This window comes from Porcincola sp. LCP21S3_C12, from assembly GCF_052118625.1.
Lineage (GTDB): Bacteria > Bacillota > Clostridia > Lachnospirales > Lachnospiraceae > Porcincola.
The window spans coordinates 1-16,462 of record NZ_JBQKGW010000011.1 but is presented as its reverse complement, the minus strand read 5'-3'; the positions used below and the strand labels follow the sequence as shown (position 1 = coordinate 16,462).

Sequence of the window (16,462 nt, the reverse complement as noted above, 5' to 3'; positions counted from 1 at the left end):
GGCCCGGTCATTTCTGTTGGAAAGCGGTCATGAACCGTCCGCTTTGCTTTCTGTTTTGAAACGCAGACACTCTGGCCTCAAGCCTCGTACTGCGCTCAGCTCAGGCGCCGCTGAAACAGCCTTCACAGCTGTCCTCCGCCCGGCGTGGTTCCTCAGCCTGCCTCTGTTGCGGACTCTGTTGCCACCTCAGCCTCAGTAGATGCCGTCGATCCGCCTGCACGTGCTGCTGCATCCTCGATGGACAGGGACTCAGCCGACTTGGTCAGATCCTCGAAGCTCTCATTGGAGAGATCCACGATCTCCTGATCCGTGTACGGAAGCTGATCAACAAAGTACTTCTCATATGCCTTGTAATCATCAGCAGAAGAGACATACAGGTACGGGAAATTGATCTCGTTGAAGGTTCCTGCGAAATCTGTGTAGTTGCCCTTGATGGCATTGTAAACCATCAGGAATGCAAACAGCGGATCGCAGTAATGTCCGCCGGACTCACCAGCCATGGAGCCATTCTCAAGTCTCTCTCCGAGATCCGGAAGGAAGTCGGTGGAAACAATGGAGATGTCCTTGGTCTTGCCGGCTGCCTCAACTGCAGAGATCGCGCCCTGCAGAGGCTCTCCGCCACCGCCTGCCGGAATCAGCGCATCCAGCTTCGGATCCGCGCTCATCAGTGCGTTGGCTGCCTTTGCGCCGCCCTCGGAAGTGGTTCCTGCATACTGCGGTTCGGAAAGGGCTGCCTGATCATCCGGATGATCCTTGTTCCACTTGTCAACACCGGTCTTGTAGCCTTCCCATCTGCCGAGCCATGTCGCATCGCCCTGCTCCCAACCGATCAGACCGATGTCTCTGCAGCCCTTGTCAAGCAGGATGTTGACCAGCTTCTCACCGTTCTCCGGCTCGTTCTCATGAACAGCGCCGACATAATAATCAGAAGCCTTTGCCAGATCATAGATATCCTTGCTGTTCTCCTCGCTGATGACACGGAAGAACTGAGCCAGATAAACCTGGTTTGCATTGCAGGTCGCGATTGCGGACTGCATCTCTGAATCTGCGGAGTTGCAGATGATGATGCCCTGGCATCCAGCTGCGCACAGCTGCTCGACGGAAGCCGTAACCTTCTCGGAAACATGCCCCTGGTCGACATACTGGACATTGACACCAAGCGCCTTTGCGGCCTCATCCAGAATCTTCTTGCACTGAGAACCAAGCACATCCGTGGAGCTCCAGATGGAGACACCGATTGTGATGTCCTTGTTGTCGATGGTGTCTGCCTGAGCAACTGTTGCTCCAGCCATCATCGAGCCGATCATAGCGGCGCTGAGAACAGCGCTGACAAGTCTGCGTTTCATGATGATCCCTCCTTCAAATGGGTATTGTCTGCTTTTTCCTGCGGGATTCGGAAGCCGGTTCCAAGCTTTTCCGTCTATCGGCCATCTACTCCTTAAACGCTGCGTTCCGGAGCCGCAGCATTAAAGTTGTATACATACATCACAGTGGTCATCCACACAGGACTGTCTGTAACAGATGAAAACGGAATTCCATTTGTTGATTTCATCATATTTCCACTGATTTCATCAACATCTTTCGTCGTTTTTCATCTTGTTTCACTGAAGTCAGTATAGTCATGTCGTCTTTCATCGTCAATAGGTAAACACATATTTGTTATTGTTGTCCAGTTTGTATGCACAAAAATTGGTAAATCTGACACTCGTCTTTTTGAAATACAGACAGATTTACCAATTTGTGAATGTTAAAATTATGCATATGTGAAGTTGCTTTCTTGAATGGTATTAAGTTGTAAAGTACATATTATGGGTTCTCCGATCATGTTCGGCAAGGTCCGTGCGGCAGCCACCCTGTATTCTCTTAATAAAAAACGAGGCGACTGCCTTCCCGGGAGCTGTCAGACTCCCGGGAAGATGCAGCCGCCTCCACAACAAATGGGTTTGACAGCGCAGGGTGACGATCCGGTATCCTCCGGGTGTTTTTCGGCAGGTAACGCTCCGAAAGATGCTGCCCGTCCGTCTACCTGCGCATTGTGTCAATCTGAGATAGAACCGTCAGATGGAGCCATCCTTGTCATCTTTCCGTCTCCATGCAATCAGGCCGATTCCGCCCGCTGCAACCAGAAGCAGTATCAGATAAAGCTCTGTCTGTGCCGAGTCTCCGGTCTTCGCCGCGCTCTGGGATTCGGACATTATCGTCTGCTGTGTCCCGGATGGTTTTTTCACTTCTGCCTTGACCGCTCCGTTCTGCTTCGGTGCTTCAGTTTCAGGGTTCTCCGTCTCCTCCGGTTTTGTAATACCCTTGACCTGTCCCTCATTCGGTTCGCCTGGAGCAGTAATGTCCACCGCCTCGCCCGGTGTCACATCCGGCTTGTTTCCAGCCGGATCTTCCCCGTCAGCAGTTGCAACATTCGTCACTTTTCCGGCTGTGATGTCCGTTTCCTTCACCGCGTAGACAGTGTCAAAGCTTCTGCTCTCTCCCGGCGTCAGTGACTCAATCTTCCACAAGTCGCCGGTCAGTGCATCCGACACCTCAACTGCCGCAATGGTGACATTGCCATCGTTCACAACCTCGATGTGGTAGTGAATCTCTTCGCCCAGTGTATATCCCCTCGCGTCCTTCGGAAGGCTGGTGGCCTTCTTCGTCACAGTCAGATGCGGGGTGCCCTCTATTGTCTTGTCCCCGGTACTGCCCGGCGTTACATCCGGCTTGTCTCCGCCCGGATCCCTGCCGTCCGCGGTTGCGGTATTCTTCACAATTCCTGCAAGCATGTCCTTCTCTGTCACTGTGTAGCTTGCTTCAAATGTTCTGAATTCACCTGGCTTCAGATCACCTTCGATCTTCCAGCTGTCACCTGTCAGCTCGTCGGTCACTGTCACATCTGACAGAACCGTGTTGCCATTGTTGAGAACCTTGATTGTGTAGTGGATCACATCCCCTGCAGTGACCAACGTTCCCTCACCCACATCAGATGTCTTCTCCACATAGAGACTGGAATCAGATGCCTCAACCGGAACCTGAACCGTCGGCGGTGTCGGTATCACATCATTCTCATTTGTCCCCGGCCGCTTTGCATTTCCGACCGCCTCATTCTCCACGAAGCCCTTTTCCACATCCTTCTCTGCCACAACGTAAGATGTCTCGAAGCTTACCTCCTCCTTCGGGTCCAGTTTTTCAACCTGCCACTTGTCTTCTGTCAGCCTGTCCTGAATGTTCAGATCAGTCAGGGTCACTGTTCCGTCGTTGACTGCCGTGATCAGGTAGCGGATGGTTTCGCCCTTCACATATGCCTTTCCATTCCCAGGCTTGCTTGTCACGGTTTTCTTCAGTGTCAGGTGTGCAAACTGATATTCCTCATCTGTTCCTTCCCACGGCTTGTCAGCCCCCTTGAAGGCTGCCGTCACCGTGTTGCTGTAGCTCCCGGCTGCGATGTCCGCCTCCGTCACCACATGGTACGCACTGGTTGTCACCGTTTCTCCGGGCTTTAAACCTTCAAATGTCTGCTTCCCAGTGAACACCACGTCGCTCTGCTCGGTCAGCGTGATTGTCTGAACCGAATCGTAGATGTTCGTCACCTTGATTGTGAAGACGATCTGCTCGCCCAGTCTGTAGACCTTTCCATCGTGTGTCTTGGTGACGACATTCTTTGAATCAGTGTCGTCTGTTACGGTCAGATCGCCAAACTCGGTCTTGATTCTGTAGTTCGATTCCGGTGTGAACGGACCATTCAGACTGCCATCCTCTGGTACGGCCTGGGCGTTCAGCTGCAGGGTGAGCAGGCTTCCGATCTCCTCGTCCGCACCCGCCCCATACGTTGTCTGGATCGTACTGCGTTCTTTTTCCAGGATGGTGTAAGTGAAAATGTTTTCACTGGTTCCCACATAGGTCTGACTTCCGGTAAAGGAATAGCTGATCGTATGATTCTCTGCCAGGCCATCTGCTCCGCCGATCGTTACCTCCTCCTTCTTCAGCGGCTTGCCATCGTACGGTTTGCTGGCACTTGCACTTGTCAGCGTGAGCTCTCTCTTCGTGATGGTCAGGGTGCCGGCCTTCTTCGTGATACCGGTGAACCATGCCGTCACGTCCTTTCCATTCTTGTCAAGGATCTTCACAGCGGTGACCGGATTGTTGCCTGCCTTCGTCTGCATGACGTTGGTGATGCTTCCGTCCGCCCTGCCCTCTGTGGTGAATCCGTCAGGCAGCCCTGTCACTTTGACGCCTGGTGCCGTCAGCGGTGTTCCATCGTAGATTTTCTGCGCGCTGTCCGCCGTGAAAATGATCTCAGCAGAGGTGTTCTTCATGACGGAAAGTGTTCCCTCCTCCGTCGTGATCACATAGTTCTCCGGAATGAAATCCTCCGTTGTGTCATATGCAATCGTATTCGGAACAGGATCCGTCGTCACATCCGTCACGCTTCCGGTTGCCCGGATCTGGAAGATCTGCGGCTTCCCGCCCGTCTCCACGATGGTTCCCTTCACGGTCACTTCAGGTTTCTCAAGCGGGGTTCCATCGTATTCCTTCGATCCTGAATCCGATGTCAGCATAACCTCTGCCGGACTGATTTCCAGGATGCCGTTCTCCAGACTCATCTCGCCGGTGTCAAACTGATCCGTCACGTCCTTTCCGTCAAGCTTCACGGCAACCGTCGTGACTTCATTCGCCACCTGCTTTTCCGTCACATCTGTCACAGAGCCTTTGACCGTTGCTCCGATCTCGAAGGCCCCGTAGACTTCCTGATCCTTGTCCGGTACTGTGACCGTATAGCCTGTGTCACTGTGCGCTTTCCCGTCATACGTCCATGTATGGCTGGCCGCCTTGACCCGGAATGCCACCTCCGCCTTGCTGATGGAGAGTGTCCCTTCCTTCTTCTGAATCTCGTAGTTGTTCTCGTCAAAGCCGCCCTTCGGCTCCGGCGTATAGAGGATGCTGTTTGTGACCTCTCCGACATTCGTGATGGAGCCGTCTGCCCTGATGCTGTCTTCCTTGATCTCTCCTGACACAAAGCCCTGCCCGGTGACTTTCACAGCCGGCCTGGTCAGCGGCGTTCCGTCGTACGGCCTGGATGCCGATTCCGACGCCAGAAAGACCTGCCGCTTCTCGATGGCCAGTTTGCCATCCAGCTTCGTGATCCTCGCGAACTGGCTGGTCACATCCTGTCCGTCCTTCAGGATCCGGACCGACTGAATCCTGTTGTTCCCAGCCTTCGAATCCGCCACATTTGTCGCGGTGCCCTCGACCTTCACTTCCGCCGTAAAGCCTTCCGGAAGCCCGACCGTGGTGCTTTCGCCCTTCGTCAGGGCCGTTCCGTCGTAGACCTTGCTGCCGCTTGCAGCCGTGACGGTGATCTCCGTGTGGTTCTGCGTAATCTGCAGCGTCCCGGTCTCTCTCCGGATCGTGTAATTGGTTTCATCAAATGTCTTTCCTGCCGTCCATGTGATCGTGTTTGGCACGATGCCGTCATCCGTTGTCAGTGCGGATCCTGTTGCCCTGATGTCCGTCACCTCTCCGCCGACAAAGCTCTTTTCACTGACGACCGTCACGCCCGGTGCGGTCAGCGGCGTGCCGTCATACGGCTTCGTCTTGCTTTCGGATTTCAGCTCGACATCGCGTGGCGTCACCTTCAGCGTCCCAGACACCGTCTGGATCTGGCTCTTGCTGAACAGATCCGTCACATCAGCCCCTGCGTTGTTCTTAATCACGTAGGACTTGACCTTGTTCTCCACGTCTCCCTCAGCGACATTCTTCACAGAGCCTTCGACAGTTGCTTCGACCTTGTACCTGCTTTCATACCATTCTGAAAGCCATCTGACGGTCACGTTGTCTCCGGTGCTGTGCGCGGTCCCGTCGTATTCCCAGGCTCTACTCGGAGCAGTGATCACCAGCCCCACATTCGCCTTTGTCACGGTCAGTGTCCCGGTATTCACCGTGATGACGTAATTCTTTTCCTTGAACTTCTCACCCTTCTGATAGGTGATGGTGTTCGGCACGGATCCAGATCTTGTGATCGTTCCAGTTGCTCTTACATCGGTCACCTCTCCGGTCACAAACCCATCCTCAGTGATCTTCACGACCGGTTTTGTCAGCGGCGTGCCATCGAATGGCTTGGACGCCGTTTCCGAGGTCAGCGTCACCTTCCTCGGCAGAATCTGAAGCGTTCCATCTACGACCTTGATCTTCGACGGATCAAAATTGGCCGTGACATCCCTTCCACTACTTTTCTCGATAATCTTGATACTTTCCGGGGCAACCACATTGGCAACCTCACCGTCATCAACATCCTTCACCGAACCGGATACCGTTGCGGTAACTGTGTACTTTGCCGCATAGTCTGTTGCCGACGCCGGCCAGGTAGTGGTCACAATATTCCCGGTGGAATGTTCCGTTCCATCGTATTTCCACGTCCGGCTTGGTGCCGTGACGACCAGCTTCGTTCCATTCTTCGTAACGGTCAGCGTCCCGATGATTTCCTCAATCTCGTAGTTCCCCGCCTGGAAGGCCGTCCCTTCTGTACTGTAGGAGATCGGATTTGCGGAGAAGCCGACATCTGTCTGTGACCCCGTTGCCTTCAGCTCCTTCACTTCGCCTGCGACAAACCCGTCTCCGCCCGTGACTGTACTATTGGTGAGCGGTTTTCCGTCATATTCCTTGCTGTCCGTCGCGGAAGTCAGCGTCACCTTGCGTTTCAGGATGGTGAGCATTCCGTCGACCCTCTCAATGTTGGCAAACTGGCCTGTCACATCCTCTCCGCTGTAGAGGATCTTGCCGCCCGTCACCTTGTTGTTGCCGGAACTGGTATCCGAAACATTCGTCGCGGAGCCAGTGACCGTCACATTCGCAAGGGTAAAGCCTTCCGGCAGCCCCTCCACCTTATACTCATCGTTCGTCAGCGGTGTTCCGTCATAGACCTTGCTGTCACTTGCAGCCGTAACCGTGATCTTCGACTGGTTCTGGGTGATTGTAAGCGTTCCTTCCTGTTTCGTGATGCTGTAGTTTCGCGCAACAAAGCCAGCCGTCTCTGTGTAAATGATCGTATTGGTCACCGAACCGACCTTGGTAATCGTCCCCGTTGCCTTGATGTCCGACGTCTCTCCTGCCACAAAGCCATCTCCGCTGACTGTTACCGCAGGAGCTGTCAGCGCGGTGCCGTCGAACGCTTTGGAGTCTGATGCCGAGGTCAGCGTCACGCTTCTCGGCTCCACTGTCAGGGTTCCATCTGTCACCTTTATGGTAATGCTGTACTTTTCCAAGTCACTTCCGGTTATCAGGAAATCTCCTTCCGTAAGTCCGATCTTGTACGTGCCCGCATCCTTTCCGGAGGCTGTCTTTGCCTTCGCTTTCGTCTCATCCAGCTTCAGATTTCCCGGAAGAGCATTGACTTTCGCCCCGTCCACGGTGATGTCCGTGGTATATCCATTGACATCATACGTCTTTCCGTCATAGGGATGGGTTTCTGTAGACCCGGCCACTGTCAAGACAACCGCCTGCTTTTTCACCCACTGTGCGTTGAGGGTGTTCGGCCCCACTTTGACATCCACAAGGATATCCGCCCCAGCTGCCACAGCTGTCCCGTTCCCGTTCTTGCTGGTATTCCAGCCGGCGAAATAGTAGCCGTCCGGCACACTGAAGCCCGCGTCAGCCGGCGAAAGTGCCTGGAACGAAACATTGTTCTGAAGCGTCTCTGACCCGTTTATAGACTGCTTCTTTGTCTGCTCCGCAAAGCCGGATCCATACGGATAATTGGAGTTGTACGTCAGGCTTGTCGTCTTCGATGGGTCGCCGTAAACCGCATACAGCGTCAGATCCCCCATGACCTGGATCCGGTCACCCGGGTAATAGGTCAATCCGGTACCATTCTTATTGGCAGCCCAGTACAGGAAGGCTGTCTTTCCGCTCGGTGCTTTCAGGCTCTTGCCAGGCTGGATATCCGCCCAGGCACCGCTGGCGTACTTTTTCCCGTCCGTCACAGTACCGGTACCACCGTTTGCATCATATGTCACTGAGTAATCCGCCTTGTTCACATAGTACGGATACAGCGTGATGTCGCTGTAGATCTTCCTTGCGAAATTGAAGGTTGTATACTGCGTACCGTTCTTCGTCGCCCAGCCGATCCAGTCCACATTCTCTGGAAGCATCACGGTATTGCTGCCATTCCCCTGGAAGACGGTATTTCCGTTCGCATCCTTTACGGTCGGCATATCCGACTCACTGATCGCCGCGCCATAACCGATTGTCAGGCTGGTTGAAGCTCCACTTCCGTCCATGGTCAGATGAACCGTGACGTTGTAGGTCGGTTCCGCCCACTTTGCGTAAAGCGTCACGCCGCCCGCCGGCATGGTCTGGCTGAAGTCAAACGCCTGCGTACACTCCGGATCCTTGTACCAGCCCTGGAAGGTAAACTCCTCCGAAAGATCGGAAGGCCGTTCCGGCACATAAGAGGCGTAGGATTCCAGAGAAGCCTCATAAAGCACCAATTCCTTTCTTGATTGCCCGTTATAATTATAGAAGGAAAGGTCATACTTATTTCTTGTGTAACGGATGTACAGGTTTGATCCATACTCGACACTGCTTCCTGCAGATGCTTTCCTCCATCCGGAATTGTCCGTCGGCGTATTCCGACCTATATAACAGCTGTCGATCGTAAAGCCATTGTATTTATTGGAAAAATTAAAAGTTCCGATATCTGAATTGGTAGAATTCGTCGGACTGGAATAGTTGTAGCTTCCGTCCAGATTCTGTTTATAGTGGTTGATACTGACAGAACCGCTTCTGTCATACCTGTACAGGCTGATGCTGGTTGTACTTCCATATCCGGAATCAACAAGATGATCAAAGATGAAAGCGTCCAGAAATGTCAGCTGATTTCTTTTGCTCTTATTATACCAGTTGTATTCCTCCGGCCAGGAATAGCCGTTCTGCGCCAGCGTTTGCCCGTAGAGACCAGTATATGGATCATCCATCTTTTGCCACTTTGGCCGCCGATCTGATCCTATGTTCTCGTAAAATTCAATTGTCAACAAATTCCGATCATAGTAAACATTCAGGATGGTGGTGCCATCTCCGCTGATGGTGACAGAGACCGATTTTGAGGCGTTATAATGAAATCCTGTATAATTTTTACTCGTGTCTCCGGATCTTGGAGAAACTTCCTGTCCACTGGTTCCGGTTCTGGGCACGGACTCCGCGTAGTCATAGGTTTTCTGGCTGTCGAGAGCGTCCTTGCTGTCGTTGGCCGACTGTTTCCAGAAGATCACCGTGTACTGCGTATCCGATCTAGCTTTCCATACCGCATAGACGGTCTTGTTTTCTGTAAGCTTCCCGCCGAATGTGAAATCCGCCGCAGCTGAGCTTTCCGTGCTGGACCAGCCCGCAAACGTGTAGCCGCTTCTGGTCGGTTCTCCCGGCGTCACTGTCTCAGAATTTGCCGCGACGAACTGCGGAGCGACGTAGGATGCGCCTTCTCCGGAGGAAAAGTACAGGTAATGTCCCGACTCCACCTTCGGATAGAGTGTCACATCCTCGCTCGAGAGGGTGACTTCCGTGACGGCGTCGCCCGAAAGCGTGCTGTCCTTGTACCAGCCGGTGACGGACTGCTCCGAGCCAAGCGGAAGCGTAACGTCCGATACGGAAATTTTGCTTCCAGAAACGCCTTCTTTTGTCTGCCAGACTCTATTGTAGTTGTCCATGAAGAAGACATAAAGCTTCGCTTCAAATACCGGATACAGATTCACGGTCCGGGTAGAGGATACTTCCACCGTCCTGGTTGTGAATGCAGCTACATCTACCGTTCCGGCTGCTGCCCTTTCTGCCGAATACGCCCATCCCCTGAAGATGAAGCCTTCCTTCTCCGGCGATGCCGGTGCGTTCAGCGACTCTCCATCCTTCACCATCTGTGTAGAGAGGAGGGTCGTATTATCAGCTCCGTAGAAGTTCCAGGTCTCAACCGCCGGCTCCTGCTCTGCAGTTCCGGTTCCGGTGATGACATAGATCGAAAATGAATCTGCCGCGAAGACTGCTCCGCGTGCGGATGCGTTCTCGGTGACGGTTTCAACTGCGCCGTTGTCCTTCTGGTGGACGACAGAGAAGTTGTCGCCTTCCAGCGCACTGCCTGCACCGACCGTCATGCGGACCTGGACGCTTCGTCCATCCTTCGGCTCGATCTCCCTGCCGGACGCGTCACGGAAGGAGATGTCCACACCGATCGCGTCCTTGACCTCGGTCTGGTCATCGGTCGCCGCATTCGCGATACTGATGGCATGCTGCGCAGAGACCGCTGTCGTAACCATCGTCGTCCCCTTCGGGAAGACGCCCTCACCGGCGATGACGGACACTGTGATGTTGTTCGCCCGTCCTGTGAAGGACTGTGCCGGATAGGTTTCCTCCGTCTCGGTTTCCGTCTCAGACTCGGACTCCGTTTCCTTCCCGGTTTCGGCTTCCGGCTGTTCGGACAGCTGCTGTCCTGCCGTATCGCTTTCACCGACTGTAGCTGCGGTTGTATTCACCTCCGCCTGCTGTGCGTCTGCCGTCTGCGGCGGGTCTGTCGAAGCATCGCCCGCTGCACTGCCTGCATCAGCCTGGTCCGCTGGCGCATTTTCCCCGTGCGTATTCTGCGCATCCGTCCCTTCTGCTGTCGTCGAATGACCGTCTCCTGCTTTCCCGCTGCCTTTCCCATCTGCAGACGGCTTTTCTTCCTTCGAGTCCGCCATCTGCGTCTCTTCAGGCTGCTTTTCTGCTGCCGGAGCGGATGTCTGTGGTTCTGCTGCCGGCGCTGCGGCCTGTGATTCCGCTGCCGGCGTCTCCACCTTTGGCGCGGAAGTTTCCGGGACAGATGCCGGTGCTGCGGTCTGCGGCGCAGGCGCCGATGTTTCCGGTGCAGGTGCGGATGTCTCCGGCGCAGGTGCTGGTGCCGGGGGTGGTGCTTCCGCCGCCGGTGCCTCTGCCGCAGGAGCAGGGGCCTGCCCGACGGTTGCCGGCTCTGCCTCCGCTGCTGCCTGTTCCGTGACCGCTGCAGTTTCTTCCGCCGGCAATCCTTCCGGAGCTTCTGCCATGGTGCTCAGCGGACTGGCCACAGTTGTGGTGAAGATCACACAGATTGTGATCATGATGCTGAGGAATCGTTTGAGATCCTGCCGAATATTCATAGATACCCTCCTTGTCGTGCGCGGTTCCCATTTTCGCGGACAGGATGCCCTCCCATCCAGAGCCATCCGCCTTGACACACATATCAGGTGCTGCAGCGGATTCCCCGTCCATGCTCATTACAAAGTTTCTGTTCGCAAGAATGTATTTTTGTAAGAACATTATATGAAAAAGGAGACTGACCCGACAATAGGTTTGGAATGAATGTATGTTAAATCGGAATGAAAAGAAGCTAAATTCGTATTTATATTAGCTATGCAGCCCTATATTCTGATATTCATTCTTTTTGTCTCTTAATAACCGACATTTCCGACCGAACTATAAGACATTCGACCGTGCGCCGGACATGGAGACTTTTTTTGACACAGGTATCAAAATACCGCCAGCCGTTCACCCGGCTGGCGGTATTCCCGACCGCTTGTTTTAATCTGTCCTGCGGTATTCCTGACCGCTTGTTTCTATCTGCCCTGCGGCATTCCTGGCAGCTTGTTTCAGTCTGCCCTGCTTTCTTCCTGGTTCTGCAGATAGTACAGCGCTTTGTCATGATACATTCTCTTGTCGGCACGCCGTACCGCATCATGCAGCTGCCTGCTGTCGCGCACCCACTCAAATCCAAGCGCAACAGGATGCGTCTTCCTCTGCTGGACCATGCCCAGAAGGCTCCGCTTGTCACGCTCAAAATCCGACCGGCTGATCATCGGAAGAAGAACCACAAACTCATCCCCGCCATACCGGTACGTATTGTCAACGCCATACTGGCTCGTCAGTAAATGGGCGACAGACCGCAGCGCCCTGTCACCTGCTTCATGCCCGCCCGCATCGTTGAGGCGCTTCAGTCCATTTACATCCGCATAGACAATTCCGACACTGACTCCCAGCTTCCTCAGTTTCTCGATCTTCTCCATGCAGGCATTGCGATTGTGGACACCCGTCAGCGAATCATAGCGGCTCAGATGATCCATCTGGTCGATCAGCCGCTGGTTGACCACCTTTGCCCCGATAAAATACGAAACCGTCTCAAGCACCAGCTTCGTGTTGATCAAATCGTTCAGTGCGTAGTTGTCCGCACAAAGATAACCGATCAGCCGGCCGCCGTTGTAGAATGGTGCCCCGATTAGCCTCCTGATCCCCTGCCTCTTCAGGTTCTGATAATCCAGCGGATCCTCCGCCTTCAGCTCCTCGATATCGTTGATGACAACACTTGTATCATCCTCCAGGTATCTCTCCCAGCCCCCGAGATAGTCACCGTAATCGAGATTCTGCAGCGTCCCGATTTCCGGCTGAATCCCGTCTGCACACCATTCGAATGTGTTTGACGCCGTCTTCTGATCCGTTTCCAGCACGTACAGCCGGTCCGGATGGATGAACCTGCTCAGCTCCTGCAGCGCATGGTTCATACTGGTCTCGTAATCCTCCTCGCCGTTCAGGACCTTTGTGATGCTGAGGATGCTCTCGCTCGTCTGCTGCCCCCGCAGAATATCATGCCTCTGGACATCCACGTTCGTGAAGACAAATGAAACACAGTCCTCTTCCGACACCGGTCCGACTGTGAAGTCCAGCCAATGCTGCGTCTCCTCACTGAAAATGCAGTCATGACGAGTCACTCCCTTCGTGACCGCTTCATAGCAGTACGAAAACCACCGCGAATCTGACGCCGGATAGACCTCCCGGAACGTCCGTCCGGCCATATCCTCCCAGGGAATATGCCCCATCTGACAATACAGCCGGTTGGCATACACATACTCTGTATCCGTCACCGCATCATGCGCATTATTGAACACCACCCGGAACAGTGCAAACGGAACCGGTATATCCTCATATTGCTGAACCTCTGCTTCCATAACTTTCTCTCCCGCAGCTTATTACGGCACAGCTGCCACTTGCTCCCAGTCCTCAGTCGTATAATTCCTTCTGGATCTCCGGGAGAGTGTAGTCCATGTCCGGATTCAGGATCTCCTGGACGCTCTGATAGTGATCGTCAAACGGAACACGCGCCTCCTTGACATCATACTTCAGAAAAGTCGGTGCGGCGGCCGTCAGCGTAAGCACCTCCGGGACAGAGATGTCATGGTGCACCAATGGCAGCACGGTTGTCGCGAATGAATTCATATCGCCAAGCGACAGATCTTTCATCTTAGAGATCATCTGCTCCATGACAATCCGCTGGCGCTCGGTCCGCTGAAAGTCCGCATTGCCGACATAACGGATTCTCCCGTAAGCAACCGCCTGGATACCGTCACAGTGCAGGTCACCGCCGCCCTGGAGATACTCCGACTGGGGATCCGCGCCGGTGATGCTGCAAAGCTCTTTAATATAATCATTTGCGACCTTTACTTCTGCATCCGTTATCGAAAGATCGACCCCGCCCAGCGCATCGATGACTTCTGCCATCGACTGAAAGTCCACCCAGGCATAGTTGTCGATATGAACCTTATAGTTTTCCTCCAGCGTCTTTACCAGCAGGCTGCAGCCGCCGTATGCGCAGGCCGCATTCAACTTATGCACACCATATCCCGGGATGTCCGCGTACAGATCGCGCATAAACGACATCAGGGTGATCCGTTTCTTCGGCTTGTTAATGGATGCCAGAATCATCGAATCCGCATTACCGTTCCAGCTGTCATCCCTTCGGTCGACGCCAACCAGCAGCAGGTTGTAAACATCCGGCTGATCCACGGCACTCACATTCGCTGCCTTGATGGCCTTGTCATTCTCCGTCTTGATCTGTTCCACCTCGGAATCGGAAAGGTTCAGCTTCTCGACATGCGCCTCCGCTGCCCTCTTTGCCTCTGCCATATCCTCGGAGCTGAGCTGCGTCTGCGCAGCCTTGCCCTCATAATTCGACAGGCCGTAATAATGGTAGAACAGTCCGACTGCGAGCAGAACCAGCGCAGCCAGCACCCCCATAACAATCAATACAATCGGAAGCCATCTCATCTTCCGACGTTCACGGTCATATCCGGATCTCATTGCATCCCCCTCTTTGAATAACTTTACCCCACATCTCTGCCCAAGCGAAGGCATTCCCGTGTTCCCCGCGTTTCGAGGCAAACCTGCCCGAAGCCCCAGGCAAGCCGAAGATGTCGCAGCTGCACCCATGCTCCAGGACATCTCCATCGTCTTCCCATACATGTTCCCAAAATTCCTCCTTGTATTCATTTCAGCCGGGCAAACTGCAGCTCACATCCAGCAGCTGTCCTCTCGTGTCTGCAGGGTTCGCCAGGCCCACTGCACCCGGCACCCGGCGCCTTCACAAGAATAACTTTGTAAATAGAATAATTCAAGGGTAAATTACTCAAAATGGCGCTATTCAATCAGATATTTTATCAATAGTTAATCAAGAGCCGACAAGCAGAAAACTGCTCGCCGGCTCACTTGTTCACAATCATAGAAATCTAAAAGTTGTGTATTCTGTACTCAAAACGTCAGAGATCCGGGACTCCAAGTTTCCGCAGAAAGAGCCTGTCACGTTGGGTGATCTCGGTTGTCCAGCGCTTCGCTGCGGTGTTTACGCTGGCACTCGAACGGACCTTTCTCACTTTTACGGGCTTTAAATGCCATTTATTTTGCTTGAGCGTTAAATCTCACTGGAAGTTAAGATTACGAGTGTTTGGTTCACACATAATCAAAAATTCCCTGGACCGCATCCGTTATATCAATAATCTCTGACATATGTATGCTGCCTAATTTAGAATATCTTCTTACATTCATATCCAGCAGTGCCATTTTCTCACAATGAACATATCCGGTAACTTCTTCTGTTTCAATCCTGATATGCAGCGCTCCTGGTTTCCCGTTTCTGTAAACAGGGCAACCAATAACCTCCCCACTTTGATTGAAGAAATTTTTACTTACAACCAGCACCGGCATCTTAATTCTTTCAATCTTAAGAAGATCTCCCTGACAGATTCCTTCTTTCATTGCCAAATCTCTCTCCCTACTGGCTTCCTCCAGTCAAATTCCCCGTCAAGATCAAGCCTTCCATCACATGCAGCAGCACGCTCTTCCAAAGTCTTATGTCTAAACGGCTTGACAAGCATGATCACTCCATTTGAGACTTTTACATCCAGTATGTCATCAACAGCTACATCAGCCTCTTTAAGTACTTCCTTTGAAATTCTAATCCCCTGGCTATTCCCCCATGCTTTTACCTGAGTCTGCATCGCACATACCTCCTCTATGTATATATAATGTATATCCACCTTGCAGATTTTTCAAGCTTCTTACCCCCCCGTTGGTAATAAATGATCCGTTTCTCCGATCTCCGGCCAGCTTCCCCCATTGATCTGGTGCGCAGCAGCGTCGAGGATCCCCTCAAGGCTAAAGTTGTGGCAAAAGCTCCGGAATTCCGGATGTAAAATCAGCTTACCGCGCACAGAATTCCGGACGCCAAAACAGATACAATATAAGGATATTGTTCCTTGTGACGATTTGCTCTCCTTCATTTCTGATAATAAGAGGCCGGGCGGGAAATGCCGACTGGATATAGTAACGTTTGGAACCTTTATTGCAAACAAAATCAATCAATGAGCCTGGGGTTCACAAGGTTCTCGCACTGGCGGCATGGGGTTAATACCCTGTTTGAATTGAAAAAAATGCATGCGTGAGGGGGCGACGGTCTCCAGTTGGTTTCGGCTGAGAGATTTATCCCGCCCTCACCCCCGGCAGACAAAAATAAGCACTTGCCATGTTTTGGCAAATGCTCTTTGTGTATCTCATTATTTCATTGGCATTTGTTCAAGCCGTTTCGACTGATCTCTTCCGGCGTAAATCACATCTGATGCCTTCGTCATGCCATGGCTGCTCATCAATAAGCTTATGCCTGTCTGGCATCTCGGAAAGCTTTTTTATCTCACTCCTGAAAAATTCCAGATGACTGATCGCCGCTGACGGATTCAAAAGCTCCTTCGCTATGTAATCCCTGATCTCTGTCATGGAATGCAAAGCATGATTGGTGATGATGACTTTGTATTCATGCATTGACAGCCTCTTTCTCTTTGAGTCCTTCGAGCAGCTGATCAAATGCTTCATCCACAGAAACGCCCCTTCCAGCCTTTGCATCTGCTAGGCCCGCGGCCATCCGCGAATCAAATTCTTCCTTTGTCATCTCGCTAAGCGCCCGGGAGCCATTCTCAGGGACATATGGCCTGAACGGAAGTCCATGGCAATAGATAACCTGTCTGTAGAACATATTTATTCCAACAGATGCAGGAATGCCCATAGCCGATAGAATATCTTCCGCCTTCTTCTTCACATTTTCCTCAACACGTGCATTAACATTCGCTGTTTTATTTGCCATAAACGACACCACCTTCCTAGTGTC

At 52.9% G+C, this 16,462-nt stretch carries 7 protein-coding genes; all 7 read right to left on the bottom strand.

Annotation, left to right across the window (positions count from 1 at the left end; genetic code table 11):
- Positions 1 to 152: 152 nt before the first annotated feature.
- Positions 153 to 1,295: a substrate-binding domain-containing protein gene (locus ACTQ1N_RS07220; RefSeq protein ID WP_441956153.1), complete on the bottom strand. Its 1,143-nt coding sequence runs from the start codon at positions 1,293 to 1,295 to the stop codon at positions 153 to 155.
- A 762-nt stretch (positions 1,296 to 2,057) separates the two neighbouring features.
- Positions 2,058 to 11,141: a DUF7507 domain-containing protein gene (locus ACTQ1N_RS07215; protein WP_441956033.1), complete on the bottom strand. Its 9,084-nt coding sequence runs from the start codon at positions 11,139 to 11,141 to the stop codon at positions 2,058 to 2,060.
- Positions 11,142 to 11,630: 489 nt separating this feature from the next.
- Positions 11,631 to 12,980 (bottom strand): diguanylate cyclase, encoded by a 1,350-nt coding sequence (locus ACTQ1N_RS07210; protein WP_441956031.1) that lies wholly within the window; start codon positions 12,978 to 12,980, stop codon positions 11,631 to 11,633.
- A 52-nt stretch (positions 12,981 to 13,032) separates the two neighbouring features.
- A complete protein-coding gene (locus ACTQ1N_RS07205) occupies positions 13,033 to 14,109 on the bottom strand; it encodes an LCP family protein (RefSeq protein WP_441956029.1) in 1,077 nt (358 codons plus the stop codon).
- A 645-nt stretch (positions 14,110 to 14,754) separates the two neighbouring features.
- Entirely contained in the window at positions 14,755 to 15,060 is a 306-nt protein-coding gene (locus ACTQ1N_RS07200; RefSeq protein WP_441956151.1) for a type II toxin-antitoxin system PemK/MazF family toxin, read from the bottom strand.
- Positions 15,057 to 15,302 carry an AbrB/MazE/SpoVT family DNA-binding domain-containing protein gene (locus tag ACTQ1N_RS07195; protein ID WP_441956027.1) on the bottom strand — a complete coding sequence of 82 codons (246 nt, stop codon included), beginning with the start codon at positions 15,300 to 15,302 and terminating at the stop codon, positions 15,057 to 15,059. The genes ACTQ1N_RS07200 and ACTQ1N_RS07195 overlap by 4 nt, the downstream gene beginning before the upstream one ends.
- A gap of 809 nt (positions 15,303 to 16,111) precedes the next feature.
- Positions 16,112 to 16,462: type II toxin-antitoxin system RelB/DinJ family antitoxin (locus ACTQ1N_RS07190; protein ID WP_441956025.1), on the bottom strand; the 351-nt coding region annotated here is incomplete at its 5' end.

What these genes read in the sequence shown, in the direction of transcription:
- ACTQ1N_RS07195 (WP_441956027.1), bottom strand. Translation starts at nt 15,302, where the DNA reads ATGCAGACTCAGGTAAAAGCATGGGGGAATAGCCAGGGGATTAGAATT.
- ACTQ1N_RS07205 (WP_441956029.1), bottom strand. Translation starts at nt 14,109, where the DNA reads ATGAGATCCGGATATGACCGTGAACGTCGGAAGATGAGATGGCTTCCG.
- ACTQ1N_RS07215 (WP_441956033.1), bottom strand. Translation starts at nt 11,141, where the DNA reads ATGAATATTCGGCAGGATCTCAAACGATTCCTCAGCATCATGATCACA.
- ACTQ1N_RS07210 (WP_441956031.1), bottom strand. Translation starts at nt 12,980, where the DNA reads ATGGAAGCAGAGGTTCAGCAATATGAGGATATACCGGTTCCGTTTGCA.
- ACTQ1N_RS07220 (WP_441956153.1), bottom strand. Translation starts at nt 1,295, where the DNA reads ATGATGGCTGGAGCAACAGTTGCTCAGGCAGACACCATCGACAACAAG.
- ACTQ1N_RS07200 (WP_441956151.1), bottom strand. Translation starts at nt 15,060, where the DNA reads ATGAAAGAAGGAATCTGTCAGGGAGATCTTCTTAAGATTGAAAGAATT.